This window comes from Microbulbifer sp. SE14 (assembly GCF_059834885.1).
Window position 1 is genome coordinate 111,830 of sequence record NZ_JCBAJA010000013.1, and the last position, 19,083, is coordinate 130,912.

The following is a 19,083-nucleotide window of genomic DNA, read 5'->3' on the forward strand; positions in this document are numbered from 1 at the left end:
CTTCTGATGCGCAAATTCACACTACTGCTGCTGGTCCTGTTCCCTCTTGCCGCCAGCGCCAAGACAACCTTGCCGGCCACGCCCTTCTCGGTCCTGGAGGAGCGGGAGCGCCCCGCCGACCACTTCACCCAGGGACTCTATTTCAACGGCGAGCGCTGGTGGGAGAGCAGCGGCCTCTACGGGCGCTCCTGGCTGGCCGAGTATAACGATCCCGGCGCCAATCCCCTAAGGCGCAAGTGGCTGGCTGAGAACCGCTTCGCAGAGGGACTGACCGTCCTCGGCGAAAAGCTCTACCTGCTCACCTACCGGGCCGGGGAACTGCTGGTCTACCGCGCCGGGGACCTGTCGCCATTGGGCCTGCGCCACTACGCCGGCGAGGGGTGGGGACTGACCAGCGACGGCGAACAGCTGATCATGAGCAACGGCAGCGACGAACTGACCTTCCGCGATCCAGACACCTTCGCCATCGAGCGCCGACTGCAGGTACACGGCGGCGGCGAGGATTGGTCGCGACTGAACGAACTGGAATATGTGAACGGGCTGGTCTGGGCCAATATCTGGCAGGACACGCGGGTCATCGCCATAGATCCGCAGAGCGGCGAGGTGCGCGGGCTCATCGACCTGGAGACACTTGCGCCACAATCCCCCAACCGCAGGCGCCATCCGGATATGGTCGCCAATGGCATCGCCTGGGACAAGGCGCGCAACGGACTCTGGGTGACGGGGAAATACTGGCCGAAGCTCTACCTGATCCGGCCGCAGGGATTGGGATTCGAGGAGTGATTTTTTGTAGGAGCGGCGGGGCGGCCATCCGCCGTTGGCCGCGATCGGGCTCAGAAATATCCGCAAACCCGATCGCAGCCAACGGCCGCTCCTACAAGGGAAAGGTTGATCTAACCGCGGTAGTAATCAATCACCGTCAACACCCCCCCACCGCGCACCAACTCCAGCGCCGGTCCGCTGATCTGCAGTCGGTAGCCATGGCCGCGTCTCAGCAGGCTGACGCCCTCGGAACCGCCGGCACCGCTGTAGAGCATCGCGTGCTCGCCGTCGTCACCGCGCCACTGCACGCCTTCGACCTTGCGCATGCCCGGCAGGTCCAGGGTCAGGGTATCCAGGTGCTCCGGCAATGGTCGCAGCTCCACCCGGCCTATGCCGGACGCAGTCGCGAGGGCGAAGGCCAACTGGTTTTCCGGGGCCGGCTGCCAGCCGAGATGGGTGTCGGCCAGGGCCGACTGAACCAGGGTCTGCGGGGAGGTGGTAGCGCATCCTGCGAGTACCGAAAAGCCCGCCGCCAACAGCAAAGACGTGATTGTGGAAGCACGCATAGCCTTATCCTTCGGCAAATTATTGTTTCCGGCCGCTCCAGGTATTCGCGGCGCCTTAGGCCCTGCCCGCATTTGACCGCCATGGATGGCGGAAATGCAGCAAACGCAGGAGCGATTTTCCGCCCTGGCGGTCGTCTACATCTGTGGTGCCGCGATTATAGACCTGAGAACCCGGTCACAAAACCAAACTTGCGACATTATTGTGAATTGTCGCCGGCAACCGGGCCGCCAAATACGCCAGCACGGGGAAGCAACCCTCCGCACAGGGCCACCACCCGCGGTATACTCCGCGGCCATGAACTCCCCACAAGAAATACTCGAACACGTCTTCGGCTACACCCAATTCCGCGGCCCGCAGAAACAGGTCATCGACACATTGATGTCCGGCCGCGACGCCCTGGTGCTGATGCCCACCGGCGGCGGCAAATCCCTCTGCTACCAGATACCGGCCCTGGCGCGCCCCGGCTGCGGGGTGGTGATATCGCCGCTGATCGCGCTGATGCAGGACCAGGTGGAGGCGCTGCAGGCCGCCGGCGTCAATGCCGCCTTCTTGAATTCCTCCCTGCCCTTCGACGAGGCCCAACGCATTGAGGGCGCCCTGCTGCGCGGCAAGCTGGACCTGCTCTACCTGGCCCCGGAGCGGCTGCTGCAGCCACGCAGCCTGGACCTGCTCGCCCGGGCCCGGCTGTCCCTGTTCGCGATCGACGAGGCCCACTGCGTATCGCAGTGGGGCCACGACTTCCGCGCCGACTACCTGCAGCTGAACTGCCTGCACGAGCAGTTCCCCGACGTGCCGCGCATTGCCCTGACCGCCACCGCCGACCAGCGCACCCGCGCCGAGATCGCCCGGCGCCTGGACCTGCAGAGTGCCGAACACTTCGTCAGCAGCTTCGACAGGCCCAATATCCAGTACCGCATCGCGCAGAAGGACAACCCGCGCCGCCAGCTGCTGCAGTTCCTGCGCGCCGAACAGCAGGGCAATGCCGGCATCGTCTACTGCCTGTCGCGGGCCAAGGTGGAGAGCACCGCCGAGTGGCTCAACCAGCAGGGCTTCAACGCCCTGCCCTATCACGCCGGCCTGCCGGCCCAGGTGCGCGCCGAACACCAGCGCCGCTTCCTGCGCGAAGAGGGCGTGATCGTCGTCGCCACCATCGCCTTCGGCATGGGCATCGACAAGCCGGACGTGCGCTTCGTCGCCCACCTGGACCTGCCCAAGAGCGTCGAGGCCTACTACCAGGAGACGGGCCGCGCCGGGCGCGACGGCGAGCCGTCCACCGCGCTGCTGCTCTACGGCCTGGAGGACGTGGTCAAGCTGTCGCAGATGGCGGACAACTCGGACGGCAGCGAGGAGCACAAGCGCCAGGAGCGCGCGCGCCTGAACGCCATGCTGGGCCTGTGCGAGATCACCAGCTGCCGCCGCCAGTCGCTGCTGCGCTACTTCGGCGAGGAACTGCCGCAACCCTGCGGCAACTGCGACACCTGCCTGGAACCGCCGCAGACCTGGGACGGCACCCAGGCCGCGGCCAAGCTGCTGTCCTGCGTCTACCGCACCGGCCAGCGCTTCGGCGCCGCCCATGTGATCGACGTGTTGCGCGGCTCGGAAAACGAAAAGGTGCGCAAGTTCGGCCACGACAGGGTCTCCACCTACGGCATAGGCACCGACCTGTCCGCCAACGAGTGGCGGGGAGTGGTGCGCCAACTGGTGGTGCGCGGCTATCTCGAGGTGGAGGGTGAATTCCAGGGCCTGCGCCTGACCGAGGCCTGCCGCCCGCTGCTGCGCGGTGAGGAGAGCATCCAGCTGCGCAAGCTGCCGCCAAAAGCCAAAGCCACCCGCGCGGACACCAGGAGCGCCCCGCCCGCGGAGCTGCTCCCCGCCGACGAGCCGCTCTGGGAGGCACTGCGCGCCTGCCGCAAGCAGCTGGCGGACGAACAGGGGGTGCCGCCCTATGTGGTCTTCCACGATGCCACACTGCGCGGCATGGTCGCCGCCCGCCCGCAAACCCGCGAACAGATGCTGGCGATTTCCGGCGTCGGTGACAGCAAACTGGAGCGCTTCGGGGATGCCTTCCTGGCAGTGCTGCGGGACTTCGAAACCACCTGCACCGATTAATATATTTAACACTCAAACCCCAAAAGCCGCCACGCGTAGATTGGGGTGAACTCAGCGAAGCCCCGCGGCTGGCGTTGTAGGGCCTCGCGTAGCTCAGCCCAACCTACGGCCAGCACCGGAATAACCAAAAGGCTCTCCTGTAGGGGCGAACCTTGTGTTCGCCCTCACCTCCCGGCTCCAGCGAAGCCCAGGGCGAACACAAGGTTCGCCCCTACGAATCCGGCCCATTGCCATTCGAGACCATAACCGAACAATCATTCAACTATTGTAAATTTTATTAACCGCCCCTAGACTCACCCCGATACAACAACAAACCCAACCCTGCACGAGGTGAACCATGGCCGAGATCGACAGCCTCGCCGGTCTGAGCAGCGACGAACTCAACGCCCACTGGATGCCGTTTACCGGCAACCGCCAATTCAAGGCCGACCCGCGCCTGTTTGTCAGTGCCGAGGGCATGCACTACACCACCGCCGACGGCCGCTCGGTGCTGGACGGCTTCTCCGGCCTCTGGTGCAGCAACCTGGGCCACGGCCGCAAGGAGATCGCCGACGCGGTGGCCCAGCAGCTGACCAGCCTGGACTACTCCCCGGCCTTCCAGTTCGGCCACCCGCTGTCGTTCAGGCTTGCCAAGCGCCTCGCCGATATGGCCCCCGGCGACCTGAACCGCATCTTCTTCTGCGGCTCCGGCTCCGAGGCCGCGGACACGGCCCTGAAAATCGCCCGCGCCTACTGGCGCGCTGTGGGCCGCCCGGAGAAGATCCGCCTGGTGGGTCGCGCCCAGGGCTACCACGGGGTGAACTTCGGCGGCATCTCCGTAGGCGGCATGGTCGGCAACCGCAAGACCTTCGGCCCGGCCCTGGACGTGGACCACCTGCCGCATACCCTGCTGCCGGAAAACCGATTCTCCCGCGGCCTGCCGGAGCACGGCGGCGAGGCCATGGCCGAGCGGCTGCTGGACATCATCAACCTGCAGGGCGCCGAGAATATCGCCGCGGTGATGGTGGAACCCTTCGCCGGTTCCGCCGGCGTGATACTGCCGCCGAAAGGCTACCTGAAGCGCCTGCGCGAGCTGTGCGACCAGCACGAGATACTGCTGATCTTCGACGAGGTGATCACCGGCTTCGGCCGCACCGGCTCCGCCTTCGCCGCCGGGGAGTTCGGCGTATTGCCGGATCTCCTGACCACCGCCAAGGGCATCTCCAACGGCGCCATTCCGCTGGGTGCGGTCTTCGCCCGCGAGGGTATCTACGACGCCTTTATGCAGGGCCCGGAACACATTCCGGAGCTGGCCCACGGTTACACCTACTCCGCCCACCCGGTAGCCTGCGCCGCGGCCATGGCGACCCTGGATATCTACGAGAAGGAAAAGCTGTTCGACCGGGTCAAGGAACTGGCGCCGCATTTCGAAGCCGCGCTGCACGGCCTCAAGGACTGCCCCCACGTGATCGATATCCGCAACTACGGCCTGGCCGGCGCCATCCAGCTGCAGCCCCGCGACGGCGAGCCGGGCAAGCGCGCGATGGAAGTGGTACTGGAGGCCTACAAGCGCGGTGTACTGCTGCGCTGGACCGGCGATACCATCGCCGTGGCGCCGCCGTTTATTATCGAGCCGGCGCAGATTGAGCAGATAGCGCAGACGCTGAAAGAAATCCTCGAGACCGTCAGATAACCACTACCCCATGTAGGAGCGGCCCATGGCCGCGATCAATGGTAGATTTACCCCCACACCGATCGCGGCCGCCCCGCCGCTCCTACAGATACACGACTCGCTCGTCGTTCCGGCGCAGGCCGGAACCCAGGTGCCACTGAACTGGATTCCGGCCTGCGCCGGAATGACGAACAAAATAAATAATTTGAATCGATATCGGGGCAACCCGAAGGAGTTAAAACAATGAACACCATCGGCCACCTGATCAACGGCGAGATAGTTGCCAATGACCCGCGCCAGCAGGACGTGATCAACCCGTCCACCAATGAAATCATCGGCAAGGTCTCCCTGGCCAGCAAAGCCACCGTCGGGGAAGCCATATACGCCGCCGAGGCCGCCTACCCCGCCTGGCGCGACCTGCCGCCGATCAAGCGCGCGCGCATCCTGTTCCGCTTCAAGGACCTGCTGGAGCAGAACGCGGACAAGATCTGCGAACTCATCACCCGCGAGCACGGCAAGGTGCTGAACGATGCGCTGGGCGAACTGCAGCGCGGTATCGAGAACGTCGAGTACGCCTGCGGCGTGCCGGAACTCTTGAAGGGCGAGCACAGCAAGAACGTCGGCCCTGCCATCGACTCCTGGAGCGAGTTCCAGCCCCTGGGTGTCTGCGCCGGCATCACCCCGTTCAACTTCCCGGCCATGGTGCCCCTGTGGATGTGGCCGATGGCCATCGCCTGCGGCAACACCTTTATCCTCAAGCCCTCCGAGCGCGATCCCAGCTCCGCGCTATACATCGCCGAACTGGGCATCCAAGCGGGCATTCCCGCCGGCGTACTGAACGTGGTCAACGGCGATAAGGAAGCCGTGGATACCCTGCTGACCGACAAGCGCATCCAGGCAGTCAGCTTCGTCGGCTCCACGCCCATCGCCGAGTACGTCTACACCACGGGCAATGCCAACGGCAAGCGCGTACAGGCCTTCGGCGGAGCCAAGAACCACGCCATCATCATGCCGGACGCGGACCTGGACAACGCCGTCAGCGCCCTGATGGGCGCCGCCTACGGCTCCTGCGGCGAGCGCTGCATGGCTATCTCCGTAGCCGTCGCCGTGGGCGATGCCACCGCCGACGCGCTGATCGAAAAACTGAAGGCGCAGATCGCCAACCTGAAAATCGGCGACGGCATGGACAACAGCAACGATATGGGCCCGGTGGTGACCCGCGCACAGCTGGAGAAAATCGAGGGCTATATCGCCAAGGGCATCGAGGAAGGCGCGGAACTGGTAGTGGATGGCCGCGGCCTGAAAGTGCCCGGCTTCGAGGACGGCAACTACCTGGGCGCCTGCCTGTTCGACAGGGTCAAGGAAGGCATGGTGATCCACTCCGACGAGATCTTCGGCCCGGTATTGTGTGTCATGCGTGTGGACAGCATGCAGGAAGCCATGGACATCATCGACGCCCACGAATACGGCAACGGCACCTGCCTATTCACCCGCGACGGCGAGGCCGCGCGCTACTTCTCCGACAATATCAAGGTCGGCATGGTCGGCATCAACGTGCCCCTACCGGTACCGGTGGCCTACCACAGCTTCGGCGGCTGGAAACGCTCCCTGTTCGGCGACCTGCACGCCTACGGCCCGGATTCCGTGCGCTTCTACACCAAGCGCAAGACGGTCACCCAGCGCTGGCCGGCCAGCGGTTTGCGCGAGGGTGCGCAGTTTACATTCCCCAGCAACGGCTGATTCCCACAGACCGATCGCGGCCGGACCGCTCCTGCAAAGGTTATATGATCACCTGTAGAAATGGCGGGGCGGCCATCCGCCCAGGGCCGCGATCAACCCTTGCCGCCCACACAGATCCGCGGGCCATGGTCGTTACCACAGTAAAAGGCAGCCCCCAGAGGCTGCCTTTTTATTGCGCAATCGATATCTAGATCTCTCTAAAAATGGCCGCCATCAATCCCGATGGACAAATATAGTGGCTTTCCTGCAAGCTAAGCAGTTCATGGACTCGAGCATGTTAACCCAAAAGCCGAAAAGGGATACCTATGACGAGGAGAATCACCGGCGGATGCCTTTGTGGCGAAGTACAGTTCACGCTGGAAGACAAATTCAGCAACTTCTACTTCTGCTACTGCGAACAGTGCCGAAAGCTTACGGGCTCGGCGCACGCCTCCAATCTCTTCACAAGCCCGGAGAATATCTCGTGGGAGCAGGGTGAGAAAAGCACGGTGCGCTATGACCACCCGACCCGCACATTTTCCCAGGTATTCTGCTCCAAGTGCGGCTCCGGGCTGCCCTTCCTCTCCCAGAGCGGTAAGTCCCTGATAGTCCCGGCAGGCAGCCTCGATTCCGAGCCATCGAAGCAGCCCGATGCGCAGATATTCTGCGCGGAGCAGACCGAGTGGCACAAGGCCGGCATCGAGGCTCGGAAGTTCCCGGAATACCCCGAGTAGAATCTGGTATTCAGGATTCTCTAGTCTCGATAACGAGGTTCAGAAATAGCAAAAAAGGCAGCCCGAAGGCTGCCTGAAGTGTGCGACGTGGGGACGTCGGATCAGAAGGAGTAGCGCGCGCCCAGGGCAAAGGTGCGGCTGTAGATGGACGAACCAAAGTTGTAGATATCCGGATACTCGTAGTAACTCTGGTACAAGTCATCCAGAAGATTGGTGGCGTCGAAGGTGAAGGTCAGGTTTTCCAGCGGGCTGTAGCTGGCCTGGAAATCCAGGCTGGTTTCCGCCTTGTTGTAAACACCCACCGGATTGGCGAACAGACGCGCCTCGTGGTGGTGCAGGAAGTCATCCCGCCACACGTAGGATAGGCGCATATCCAGGTCGTTCTTGTCGTAGGCGAGAACTATGCTGTAGGAGCTGTCGGAAACACCGAACATGGGCACTTCAACCTGGCCGATCTTGTTGCCGTTATTATCGAAATCATCAACCTTCTGCTCGGAATCCAGCTTCGTGTAACTCGCCTGTATACCCAGCCCGTCGAGCAATTCCGGCAGGTTCTCCGGGAAGTAAACGACACCCAATTCCAGGCCCTGCAAGACACCATCGGAACTGTTCGTAGGCTGGGTGAGCGCAAAGCGCCGCTCTTCCGTTTCTCCTTCTGGCTGGTGCCAAACCACCCGCCGCGAAGTGACCTCAAAGCCTTCAATATTCCGGCGGAACAGGGTGCCGTAGAGCGCGCTGGACTCGGCGAAATACCACTCCAGAGAGAGATCGAAATTCTGCGACTCGGTGGGCTCCAGTTCGGGATTGCCACCACTGGCTTCAGCGAGCCCAATGTTCGTCACGTCATCCCCCCAATAAATATGGGAATTGAGGGACGCAAAGCCTGGCTGGCGCAAGGTCTGGGTATAGGCAAAACGGGCCATCAAATCGTCGCTGATATGCCAACGGGCCACCAGGGTGGGCAGCAGCTTTCCATTACTGTTAGATGCGGAACTAAAATATCCGTCTTCCCCCGGTTCGAACTCTACGTCGTAAAACTCCATATCCCTTTTAACACGCGTATACCGCAGGCCGATCTCACCATCAAAGGGGCCTGCCTCATATAGCGCTTTGGCATAGAGAGAAGTCGTCAACTCATCAATCTCAAAGGTTTCTTCCAACGGCTGCCTGGCCAGCCCATACATCTCGCGGTAGGTGCTGGCGTTCGAGGCGATATGATGGCCGTTGGGCACCACCCAAGTAGCGGGAACATCTGAACGGCCGTCGTAGAAGCCGCGGCTGGTATAAGTGAGGCCGGGGTCCAAATCTCCCAATGGAACACCGAGAATACCGCCATCCTGGGCATAACTGGCCTCGCTGGCAGCGCGGTTATCGGCGCGTGCTCCGAAGCTGAGCCTGTGGAATGCACCCAATTCCACTTCCAAGTCACCGTCGAATGTCCAGGTGAGTGCATCGCCTTTCCTACTGGCGCCATTGTCATACAGCTGGGCGGCATTCCACTGTGAGGCATCGGCGAGATTGCTTTCGTCCACCTCTGTATTTGGGTCGTCGTAGAACTCCACTTCCGGAACGCCGTCACCCGCATTGAAATCCACCCCCAGGCCATAGGCCACCCGCTCAGCGCGCATAGCAAAGAAGGTTTCTTGATACTCGCTCTTCTGGTAGTTGATTTCCGACCTCAATTGCAGACTGTCGCCTATGTCCCACTTGCCACCGACGGCGTAGACGTAGCTATCGGTTTCGCCCACCAGCAGGTCGCCGCTGGTAAAGCCATAGGGTGCGGCCACGTCGCGGGATTTGATGATATTGGTACCGTCGAAGACTTCTACCTCACCGCCGCGAGGCAGGTGGGAACTGTCGCCCCACCAGTCCACAAAAGTAAAGTTCAGGGAGTTGAACTGCTCATTGCGATATCCGTTGTAGAAAGCTTCGAAGAGATATTCTGAACTGTCGTTGGGTGCCCATTGCAGGGAAACATTCGCCGCGGGGCGTTCGCGCTTGCCAGTGCCGTCCACTGCAAACACGGCATCGCGACCGATCAGATACTCAACATCTTCGCCGTTGATGTTCACGGTAGACCCCGGGGCAAAGGGCATTCCCTTTTCCAGTCCTTCCTGCCAGACCTGTTCGCCACCAACTTCTGCGCTGCCATTAAATATCCGCTGGTAAGGCACAAAACCATCGGGGGCATCAGCGCCCACAAAGAGCACCCCTGCCCCGGCAGTCACACTCTGGTCCCGGAAATTGGTCTCTGCGTAAGAAAGGTTTACCAAAGCGCCGAATTCACCGGCGGAAGTCTCCCAGCGATTGCTGAACAGTCCGCTGAGGTTCGGATCGGTGGAATCCGCCTGCTCCTGGTAGACACCGCGACCTGCCAGAGAGACCCTGCTGCCGTCGAAGTCAAAGGGGCGGTGGGTACGAATATCGACTTGGCCGGCAATACCACTTTCAAGTTGGCTGGCGGATCGGGTTTTGTATACATCCACGCCGCTCAGTAAGCTCGCGGGAACATCCTGCAGCTGAACATCTCTCCCGGAAGCGGTAAATATCTGCCGGCCATTAATTGTCGTACTCACGTCGGTCAGGCCGCGAATAGATACACCGCTCACTTCGCCCGCACCGCGATCAGTCACCTGCACCCCGGTCACCCGCTGCAGAGCTTCCACCACATTGTTGTCCGGGAACTTGCCGATATCCTCGGCAACGATGGAATCCACTATCTGGATTTTCTCCCGCTTGATCTCGATACCCTTTTCCAGACTGGCCCGCACACCAGTCACCACCACCTCTTCCAGTGTCGCATCCTGGGCCTGTGCAACCTGCAGGCCACCAAGGGCGGTCACCGCGGCTACGGAGGAACAGAGCAAACGCTGCTTGAACATAGTCATTCTCCCATCTGGGTTTTATTATTTTCTGCCGAACGTTCAGGGCCCGACTGCACAACACCAAGCCCCATGAAATCCGCGCTAAAACTCAGCGCGCTATCCCGCCAACACCGCTTTCACCGCGCGCAGGTGGAACCCCTGCGGATGGCGGAAGCGTGTGATGGCATCCAGGGCCGGATTCGCGTTGGCTGGGCGTCCGGTCCTTTTCGGTATCGGGGAGGTGCCGGCAATCTCGCTGTCGGCGGGGGAGGAAAATGGCGGATGGCCGGCCGGCGCCGTAACGGCGGGCACAGCGGGGCAGATGCGGAACGCTTGCTGCTGTCTCAGCGGCTCTCTCATCGCTCGTCCTCTCTCTTATTATTTTGTCGTGCAATTCAACCAGAGTCGACGCACGCTTCTTTTTATATCGGCCTGTTTCGCGGTCCGGACTTCCCGGGCCACCGGAGCGGCTGGGGATAGTTTTCGGCCTATTTGTATTATGATTAACGATACTATCCAGTAAAAAATCACTCGTCAACGCCTGAAAACCGCTTTTTATTATACTTTATGATTATATCGGGCAGTTATTGGAGCTTTGCTGCAAGCTCCCCGGCTTTGAGTCAATCCGGCCTCAATAACCGCAGATTGGCGCCACTTTCCCTCTTTTACCTGCCATTTTTCGTATTTTCCCCACTTACTTGGTACGGTCTCAGGAACTCATCACTTTTCTATTAATATTGTAATACTATATCCCAATTGGCAAGATTAGGTCCCCACTCCCGCCCGTGCCGCTGCGAAAATCTGCGCGCGAGCGGGGCCACTGCGGGAGGAAGTAGAACAATAAAGCCAAGATGAGAGACAAAGTCGATGAGAATAATCAAGACAATCAACCACTTAGCGCTGGCCCTCGCCTGCGCCCTGTCCCTGTACGGCTGCGACTTCACCGGCGGCAGCGACGATCCGCCAGCCGCGGAAACGCCCGACAACGGCGACGACCAGAACCCCGACGGCAACCGGGGCCAGCCGGATCCCACCGCCGATGCCGACGCCATCCAGTACAACGACATGGCGGTGCACGACCCCTCCGTAATCCGGGACCAGGACGGCACCTACTATGTATTCGGCTCCCACCTGGCCGCGGCCAGGACCACCGACCTGATGACCTGGGAGCGCGTCGCCGAGGGCGCGAACGATGCGAATCCGCTGTTCAACACCTACGCCAGCGAGATCTCCGAGGGCATCGAGTGGGTGGGCGGCCACCAGGGCTCCTGGGCCGCGGACGTGATCCGGCTGAACGACGGCCGCTACTACTTCTACTACAACCACTGCGCCAATCCGGACAATGAGAACGGCGATTGCAACGCCCCCCGCTCCTACCTGGGCGTGGCGGTGTCCGACAGCATCGAAGGCCCCTATACGGATCTCGGCATCTTCCTGCGCTCAGGCCAGACCGCCGAGGAAATCGCCGATGGTTACGGCCCCGAGGGCGTCGACAGCTACGACCCCACCATCCACCCCAACGCCATAGACCCGGACGTCTTCTACGACCATGAGGGCAAACTGTGGATGACCTACGGCTCCTACTCCGGCGGCATCTTTGTGCTGGAGATGGACGAGGCCACGGCCATGCCCAAGCCCGGCCAGGGCTACGGCAAACGCGTCGCCGGCGGCGACCACAGTGCCATCGAGGGCAGCTACATGCTCTACAGCCCCGAGAGCGACTACTACTACCTGTTCACGTCTTTCGGCGGCTTCGTCTCCACCGACGGCTACAACATCCGCGTGGCCCGCTCGCGCAATCCCGACGGGCCCTTCGTGGATGCCGAGGGCCAGGACCTGGCGGCCGCGCGCGGCAACTGGGACAGCATCGCCCCCTACGGCGTCAAGCTGATGGGCGGCTTCCTGTTCGAATCCGATCCCGGTGACCCGACTGAGGGCCGCGGCTACCTGGCCCCCGGCCACAACTCCGCCTACTACGACGCGGAAACCGGCAAACACCTGCTGTTCGCCCACACCCGCTTCCCCAACCGCGGCGAGCAACACGCGATCCGCGTGCACGAACTGTTTATCAATGCCGACGGCTGGCCAGTGGCCTCACCGCACCGCTATGCGCCCATCGACGGCGACAATATCGTCGACGCCGGCGACCTGGTCGGGGATTACAAATTCATCGACCACGGCAAGGACATCAACCGCACCGCCAAGGAGACCCTGTACATCTCGCTGCGTGAAGACGGCAGTGTCAGCGGCGAGGTGAGCGGCCACTACACCCTCTTCGCGAAGGATCCGAAGCGCATCGACCTGACCCTGGATATCGCCGGCGAGAAGAAGAGCTACCGCGGCGTCAAGCAGTGGCAGTGGAACAGCGCCGCCGGCAAGCTGGTGCCCGTCTTCACCGCGCTGAACGTGAAAGGTGAATCCATCTGGGGCAGCCGCATGGAAGCGCGCACAACCGGCGAGGTACTCGCGGATATCGCCGCGGACCTGGACCTCCCCGGCATTGCCAAAGACGCCCTGCACCTGCCGGAGCGCGGCACCCGCGCGGCGGAGGTCAGCTGGAGCAGCAGCAACCAACTGGTAATCAACAGCAGCGGCCGCGTCACCCGCCCCAACGTCGGCAGCGGCGATGCCAGCGTCATGCTGACCGCAACCATCGAGCTGGACGGCCAGACCCTGAGCGAGTCTTTCACCGTCCAGGTGCCCCAGCGACTGCCCTACAACCGCAGCGCCCACTTCGCGTTTGAAGGCGACCTGGCCGAATCCCTCGGCCGCTTCGATCCCGGCAGCGCCACCAACAACAGCCTCGGGGACAACACCGGCAGCGTCGCCTACACGGCCGGCCACAGCGGCCAGGCCCTGCAGCTGGACGGCACCAGCGGCGTACTGCTTCCCCGGGGACTGATCGACAACTACGCCTACACCGTGTCCTTCTGGGCCAACCCCACCAGCATCAGCGCCTTCACTCCCGCCTTCTTCGGTGCCGTGGACGAACAGCGGGATGAAAGCGGCTCGCCCTACTCCAACCGCTGGATCAGCTTCCTGCCCGAAGGCTGGGACGGCAACACCATGCTCTGGAGCGGCAGCGAACAGTGGTTCGACGGCAGCGCCGGAGAGCGCATCGCCGCGGGCGCCTGGACCCATATGGCCTTTGCGGTAAAACAGGGCCAGGTCAGCGTCTACCTGGACGGCGTGGAGAAATTCACCGGCGGCACCCTGGCCGATTTCTTTACCGGCAATGAAGGCAAGTTCGCCCTCGGCATCAACTACTGGGATACCCCCTTCAACGGCCTGATCGACGAACTGAAAATCTACGACAGCGCCCTCTCCGCAGAGGAAATCCTGAACCTGGATATAGACCCCAAATCCGGCAGCGAACTGCTGGCCTCCGCCGCCGGCCAGCTGGACCTGGGCGACCTCAGTGCCGTGCGCGAGGATCTATACCTGCCGGCCAGCGGCGCCTACGCCAGCGCCGTCAGCTGGGTCTCCTCCCACCCGTCGGTGATCAGCGTCAACGGTGAGACCGGCGAGGTCACCCAACCCCAGGGCGCCGATGCCGAGATCACCCTGACCGCCACCATAAGCCTGGACGGCGAACAGCAGACGAAGACCTTCGCCGTCACCGTCAAACACCAGGGCCCGCCGGACCCCATCGCCGCCTTCGGCTTCGAGGACAGCCTGGCCGACAGCCGCGGCAACTTCGCCGCCGGCACCCTGGTCGGCAACCGCATCGACCAGAGCGGCGGCTCTGTCAGCTACAGCGATGGCGTGGTGGGCAGAGCCCTGGTGCTGGACGGCAACTCCGGCGTGGTGCTGGCGGACAACCTGATCACCGACCACAACTACAGCTTCACCCTGTGGCTGAACCCGGCAGCGCTGTCCGCCTACAGCACCAGCTTCTTCGGCTGGGCCACCACCGACAGCTGGATCAGCCTGTTGCCCAACGGCTTCGGCGCTGACACCATGCTCTGGTCCGGTAGCGATTTGGGGACGGGCTGGTACGACGCCCACACCAGTGAGCAGATACCCCAGGACGCCTGGAGCCAGCTGGCGGTCACGGTCAACGGCGGCGAGGCCAGGGTGTATATCAACGGCGCGCTGCAATTCAGCGGCAGCAACTTCCCGGATGTCTTCTCACCGGCGGCAGCGACGCACTTCGCGCTGGGGGTCAATTACTGGGATGCGCCCTATCGGGGGATGGTGGACGAGCTAAAGATTTACGGAGAGGCGGTTTCGGCGGAGGATGTGCTCGAACTGTACCAGTTGGAGCTACTCGGAAGCGCCGAATAAGCCCTTCCGTCACCGTCTTATACTTTCTTGAGCGGGCGCCGGCACGGCGCCCTGCCTTTTCATATCACAACACAGGCTCTGTTCGGTGCCACAATTTAGCGGCCGAGGATTGCCGTCTCCCTGCGCCGTGATATAAATGTCACGCTTCCAGCATCGGGCAACTGGGAACCGTCGATACCCTGCGGGAAATATCGGATCCAAGAACCGGTACCTAAGACATAAGTTCTCGCCGAATAAATTCGATGAATTAGCCCATATAGCAGCAAACCAGCCAAGCGCTAGGAACAAATAACATACCAATTACACCGGCTCACCCCGCTCCCCCCTCATCACAGTGCCAATGATCAAGTGTATTAAGGAGAATTCACATGTTTACAACGGCTCAATGGACGAATACCCGCCGTGTCGACCATATCGAAATCCTCGGCTTTCACCCCCGCGTTCGAGGGCAGGGCAACGGCCTGACCAACCTCAAGGTTTTTGACGCGGATGTGGCCGCCTATGGGCAGGCAAATAACAACTTCGACAGGGTCACCGCTCTCGGCGCCATTATCCAGCAGACCAGGGCCTACCTGAGCCTGCCGGCGAACACAGTGCCGCAGCGCTACGTTACTGCCGTCAGTTCGCTGTTGCAGTCGGCATCACTGGACTTCAATCAAATATGTGGCGCCCTCTACCAGGCCCAGCGCACTGCCGACCTGACCGCGCTGGCTGCACACAACGCCCTGGCGCCCAAGGCTGTTTCGCTCAATGTGTTTTATCTCGCCCCGGTAGGGGCTCCCCCGGCACCACCAGCGTTGGCAGCGGTAGACACAACCATTAACAACCATATTACCAGTGCGAACAACGCCGCCGGATACCAGCAGGCAGCAATCACCTTCAACCGGGTGAATGCGGCAGCTACGGTAGCAACCCAGACCGCCGCCGGCGACTCGATTCTCCTGCCCGCGGTTCCGGCTGTACCACCGGCGCACCAGGGCGCTTTCGCCGATGGCGGCATAGGCGGCCCCAGGTTGATCACCTACTGCAATGCCTTCGCGGGCGCGGCGAACTCCATCGATGTCGTTTACCTGGACCGCTACGACCAGCCCGATGTACAGGGAAGAACATTCCGCGCAGGGCAAAATTACAATGGTGCAATTCCCAACCGGCCCATAGTGACCGTGACTTTGAATCCGCCTGCGGGCGGAGCGGCCACCTACCCGACGACGCTGGCCCACGAACTGGGCCATGCGTTGACCGGTGCACCGGATCATTCCGCCGATGCCGCCAACCTGATGGCCGGCGGCAATATCAGAAATGGAAACAACAATTTTACCGACGGGCAAATTGCCTGGATTCGCAACAACCCTTACACCTGAAGCGGTTGAATTCACACCCTTCCAACGAATCCGGCCGAAGCTGCTGCCGATCCATATCGACAGCTGCTTCGGCCGGAAGCGCGTAGACAACAGTCGAAGAGTGCTGCCGCTTAGGCAAGTGGTATTTTCTTTACCTCTATGGCAACACCCATATGGTCGGTAACTGCAACCGCCTCGCGTCCCTCCGGCGCACACTGGGACAGGTACACCATCCGATTGAATGCTACCGTCCCGGTGTTGTAGACCGCTATATCGTATTTCTTCTTGGCAGAGCTGTTGGTACCACCGAAGCTCCGCTGATAGGAGTCGAGGGGCACGATATTGGTATCCGGGTGGGCGTCCGCGAAATCCTGGCCCAGTGCCGTCTTTAAAACCCGCTCGGTAAATCCGTTACTCGGCTGGTTGGTATCCCCCATAATGACATCGATAACCCCGCCTCCCTGCGCCTGCAGCAGGCTGTTCCTGATCCTGCCGTAAAAGTTTGCCGCCTTGCTCTCATCCGTCGCATATTTGTTGGGCACATGGACGAAGACAGCGATCACGCCGTAACTCTTGATCGCAGCCCAGCCCTCCCCCTCGCCGAGATAAGTAACTGAATTTGTATTATGGGTATGAATGCTGAAGCAGTTACACGCCCTCTGGGCCGATGAGGCGGCAAACAGGCTGCCGGCATTCTGCTGCATACTGCTCCACTCGCTGTGAGAGCTGTCGAGCTCGCCGTAGACAAGTACATCACAGGATCCCTGGAACTCGCGGTAGATATGCTGATGGGCCTGCCGCGCCTTGCCCTCGATCATCCTGAGAAATCGTTTGTCGTCAACTTTGGGGACCTTCTTCCCCTGCTTTACGACTTTATCCATGGTTCCCACAGGCGCAGAGCGCACAAGCTCGGCGGGGCCCTGTATCGGAAGATGCGGCTCCACCCCATCGGCGGTGGGCATGCTCAGCATCCACTTGTCGCTGTTCTGTGCGATCCTGTTGTGCGTGTCGATGGTGAAGCCCTGTGAATTCGAGGCGCTGATGCCGTGGCGGGAGCTGGTAGTGGAGTTCAGGGACTGGTAGGCAAAAATGGGCACTTCCGTTTACCTCTGTTTGGTTTACTTGAGCGGTTGGCTGTTACTGATAGCCTGTATATGAAGCAAAAATTTTTCGGCTATTAAATGAATTCATAATTCCGATACAGGCAGGGCAACTATTACCGCTTATCGTGTCCAATTCCATCCCCGTAAAGGAGAATTTGGCGCGAAAGACTTCCATGAATATTGCGCTGCTTCTCGAACTCACATACTGGTTAGGCGGCATGCCCCTTAGCCTCAATAGTATTATTTAGACCTTTATTCAGAAAAGGAAAACTTCCCCCAGGTCGACCTATCGTTGTCTTTCGCTTTTTCGGGATAAAAGAAATCTGTCCACTTACCTTCGCGTTTAATACTTACGCCAAACATCATATTCCAGCTGCTACCTGGAAACTTTTTTCGTAACACTTGGACTTGCCTGTGTAATCCTCTAAAGAATTTAGGGCGCCTTCCATTTTCGGTATCTTCATAACCAAAATAGGGCACCCAGAACCCAGTCCAATCTCTGAGAACCCACGTCTCGGGTTCACTCCACCCTTTGCCTGTCAGCACTTGCTCTCCCATTTGAGCGGAGAGATGAAACTTGTGGAGATGGCCAGTTTCTGCATTTTCTATGTAAAGATCCAAGACCGTGGTATCTCCTGATTTTCCTTTGGCGCAAATATACAGGGAGTCTTTATCGTGCATTAGATAAATGGAAGCCTCTGCTGCCAGCTCGATCTTTGTTGCTGCCTGCCATTCATCTTTCTCGCAACGGCCGTCTAATAGTGCCGCTTTGTTGGTTGGGTTGATCGCGATGGTTTCGGAAGCATTGGCTCCGTTGGTTGCGAATGACAGGGCGACGCTCAATAACAGCAGTTTTGACATATTCTGCATGGGATTCCTCGGGTTGTTGCGGGTTTTGGGTCTTATAATGCCGCGCTCGGCTTGACCGCTTGTTAGGCGCCAATACGGCCATACTCATTGGGAATCCTGTTGCCCTAGCTCCTGGGCAAGTCCGATGAGAATTTGTTCTGGACCACGAATGTAGCAAAGCCGGTAAATGTTTTCGTAGTTGACTACCTCATCGACCACCGACGCACCTAGCTTTCTGAGCCGGGCGATGGTGTCATCGATGTTCTCGACAGTGAACATGACGCGCAGGTAACCCAACGAATTCACTGGGGCCGTGCGGTGATCGGACGCAATAACGGGGGCATCGAAGCGCGAGAGCTCAAGGCGGCTGTGGCCGTCGGGCGTGCGCATCATGGCGATCTCGACGCGCTGACCGCGCACTCCGGTGACGCGGCTGGCCCATTCGCCTTCGATGGGCATTCGACCTTCGAGGGTAAGACCGAGTTCGAGGAAGAACTCAATGGCGGCATCGATGTCTTCCACTACGATGCCGACGTTGTCCATACGCTTGACTGTCATGTTTCCTCCATTGCACCTAACGAGGCTGTAGCCCCTCGGCCTCTTCTCTCTGGCCATATATTCATCCAGAGAATCGCGCTCCTACGTGAATTCTGGACATTTTTGCAAAAAGCATTTCAGGGCGCTCTCCGCACGAAAAATCTATCTACTCAAGAATCACTCGAGTTTCTCTACAGCCTCAACACCTGCAACAGCGGCCGAGCGTAGCGAGGTCCAGCCCCGCAGGGGCGATGCTGCTTGCACTTGTTGAGTGTTTACTGTTCATGGACATGTGCAAGTATATCTTGTGCTTTCAGTAATACATAAGCGGGCTTATGAAGCTGCGCATCTATTTGTGATTCATGTCCAGACTTATGACCAATGAGTAGTTGCAAAATTGGTAATAAACCGCCAACCCCCGGTAAAACTTGGTCTGTTGCGACGCCGTAGGCGGTAGTGTTCAGAATTCTGTGTCATTTCTTTACCATACGCAAAAAAGAGATGACTCATGACCAAACCTACGTTCGATATGGATGCCGCTGTCAAGGCGCTGCGTGAGGG

At 60.4% G+C, this 19,083-nt stretch carries 13 protein-coding genes; 8 read left to right on the forward strand and 5 right to left on the reverse strand.

The features are described from left to right. The first annotated feature begins 6 nt into the window (after window positions 1-6). The gene (locus AC6R19_RS11280; RefSeq protein WP_500579915.1) at window positions 7-783 is read left to right on the forward strand and encodes a glutaminyl-peptide cyclotransferase; all 777 of its coding nucleotides are present in this window, start codon (window positions 7-9) and stop codon (window positions 781-783) included. Between the two features lie 110 nt (window positions 784-893). On the opposite strand, the gene AC6R19_RS11285 is transcribed toward AC6R19_RS11280, so the two are convergent. Further along, a complete protein-coding gene (locus tag AC6R19_RS11285) occupies window positions 894-1,328 on the reverse strand; it encodes a hypothetical protein (RefSeq protein WP_500579916.1) in 435 nt (144 codons plus the stop codon). Window positions 1,329-1,623: 295 nt separating this feature from the next. Here AC6R19_RS11285 and recQ point away from each other — a divergent pair, with 295 nt between their 5' ends. The 5 genes from recQ (at window position 1,624) to AC6R19_RS11310 (ending at window position 7,542) form a co-directional block, all read left to right on the forward strand. Continuing rightward, window positions 1,624-3,438 carry a DNA helicase RecQ gene (gene recQ / locus AC6R19_RS11290; RefSeq protein ID WP_500579917.1) on the forward strand — a complete coding sequence of 605 codons (1,815 nt, stop codon included), beginning with the start codon at window positions 1,624-1,626 and terminating at the stop codon, window positions 3,436-3,438. Window positions 3,439-3,775: 337 nt separating this feature from the next. Beyond that, window positions 3,776-5,110: an omega-aminotransferase AptA gene (gene aptA, locus AC6R19_RS11295; protein WP_500579918.1), complete on the forward strand. Its 1,335-nt coding sequence runs from the start codon at window positions 3,776-3,778 to the stop codon at window positions 5,108-5,110. 25 nt (window positions 5,111-5,135) lie between these two features. Beyond that, window positions 5,136-5,336, forward strand: a complete 201-nt coding sequence (locus AC6R19_RS11300; RefSeq protein WP_500579919.1) for a hypothetical protein — start codon at window positions 5,136-5,138, stop codon at window positions 5,334-5,336. Continuing rightward, complete coding sequence (locus AC6R19_RS11305) at window positions 5,333-6,829, forward strand: CoA-acylating methylmalonate-semialdehyde dehydrogenase (protein WP_500579920.1); 1,497 nt, start codon at window positions 5,333-5,335, stop codon at window positions 6,827-6,829. The genes AC6R19_RS11300 and AC6R19_RS11305 overlap by 4 nt, the downstream gene beginning before the upstream one ends. Window positions 6,830-7,134: 305 nt before the next feature. Continuing rightward, window positions 7,135-7,542, forward strand: coding sequence for a GFA family protein (locus AC6R19_RS11310; protein ID WP_500579921.1), 408 nt, complete (start codon window positions 7,135-7,137; stop codon window positions 7,540-7,542). 101 nt (window positions 7,543-7,643) lie between these two features. Here AC6R19_RS11310 and AC6R19_RS11315 read toward each other — a convergent pair whose 3' ends face one another. Then, on the reverse strand, window positions 7,644-10,430 hold the full coding sequence (locus AC6R19_RS11315) for a TonB-dependent receptor (protein ID WP_500579922.1): 2,787 nt from the start codon (window positions 10,428-10,430) through the stop codon (window positions 7,644-7,646). An 843-nt stretch (window positions 10,431-11,273) separates the two neighbouring features. Between AC6R19_RS11315 and AC6R19_RS11320 the strand changes: the two genes are divergently transcribed. Beyond that, window positions 11,274-14,693, forward strand: a complete 3,420-nt coding sequence (locus AC6R19_RS11320) for a LamG-like jellyroll fold domain-containing protein (RefSeq protein WP_500579923.1) — start codon at window positions 11,274-11,276, stop codon at window positions 14,691-14,693. Window positions 14,694-15,061: 368 nt separating this feature from the next. Then, window positions 15,062-16,054, forward strand: a complete 993-nt coding sequence (locus tag AC6R19_RS11325) for a zinc metalloprotease (RefSeq protein ID WP_500579924.1) — start codon at window positions 15,062-15,064, stop codon at window positions 16,052-16,054. A gap of 110 nt (window positions 16,055-16,164) precedes the next feature. Here AC6R19_RS11325 and AC6R19_RS11330 read toward each other — a convergent pair whose 3' ends face one another. The 3 genes from AC6R19_RS11330 to AC6R19_RS11340 all read right to left on the reverse strand — a co-directional run bounded on the left by AC6R19_RS11330 (window position 16,165) and on the right by AC6R19_RS11340 (window position 18,543). Next, the gene (locus AC6R19_RS11330) at window positions 16,165-17,130 is read right to left on the reverse strand and encodes a hypothetical protein (protein ID WP_500579925.1); all 966 of its coding nucleotides are present in this window, start codon (window positions 17,128-17,130) and stop codon (window positions 16,165-16,167) included. A gap of 258 nt (window positions 17,131-17,388) precedes the next feature. Next, window positions 17,389-17,997, reverse strand: a complete 609-nt coding sequence (locus AC6R19_RS11335) for a hypothetical protein (protein ID WP_500579926.1) — start codon at window positions 17,995-17,997, stop codon at window positions 17,389-17,391. 93 nt (window positions 17,998-18,090) lie between these two features. After that, a complete protein-coding gene (locus tag AC6R19_RS11340) occupies window positions 18,091-18,543 on the reverse strand; it encodes a VOC family protein (RefSeq protein ID WP_500579927.1) in 453 nt (150 codons plus the stop codon). Window positions 18,544-19,083 lie beyond the last annotated feature (540 nt).

Bases quoted from the DNA above. Each gene is read 5' to 3' on its own strand.
- AC6R19_RS11280 (WP_500579915.1), top strand. From the start codon at position 7: ATGCGCAAATTCACACTACTGCTGCTGGTCCTGTTCCCTCTTGCCGCC.
- AC6R19_RS11285 (WP_500579916.1), bottom strand. From the start codon at position 1,328: ATGCGTGCTTCCACAATCACGTCTTTGCTGTTGGCGGCGGGCTTTTCG.
- recQ (WP_500579917.1), top strand. From the start codon at position 1,624: ATGAACTCCCCACAAGAAATACTCGAACACGTCTTCGGCTACACCCAA.
- aptA (WP_500579918.1), top strand. From the start codon at position 3,776: ATGGCCGAGATCGACAGCCTCGCCGGTCTGAGCAGCGACGAACTCAAC.
- AC6R19_RS11300 (WP_500579919.1), top strand. From the start codon at position 5,136: ATGGCCGCGATCAATGGTAGATTTACCCCCACACCGATCGCGGCCGCC.
- AC6R19_RS11305 (WP_500579920.1), top strand. From the start codon at position 5,333: ATGAACACCATCGGCCACCTGATCAACGGCGAGATAGTTGCCAATGAC.
- AC6R19_RS11310 (WP_500579921.1), top strand. From the start codon at position 7,135: ATGACGAGGAGAATCACCGGCGGATGCCTTTGTGGCGAAGTACAGTTC.
- AC6R19_RS11315 (WP_500579922.1), bottom strand. From the start codon at position 10,430: ATGACTATGTTCAAGCAGCGTTTGCTCTGTTCCTCCGTAGCCGCGGTG.
- AC6R19_RS11320 (WP_500579923.1), top strand. From the start codon at position 11,274: ATGAGAATAATCAAGACAATCAACCACTTAGCGCTGGCCCTCGCCTGC.
- AC6R19_RS11325 (WP_500579924.1), top strand. From the start codon at position 15,062: ATGTTTACAACGGCTCAATGGACGAATACCCGCCGTGTCGACCATATC.
- AC6R19_RS11335 (WP_500579926.1), bottom strand. From the start codon at position 17,997: ATGTCAAAACTGCTGTTATTGAGCGTCGCCCTGTCATTCGCAACCAAC.
- AC6R19_RS11340 (WP_500579927.1), bottom strand. From the start codon at position 18,543: ATGACAGTCAAGCGTATGGACAACGTCGGCATCGTAGTGGAAGACATC.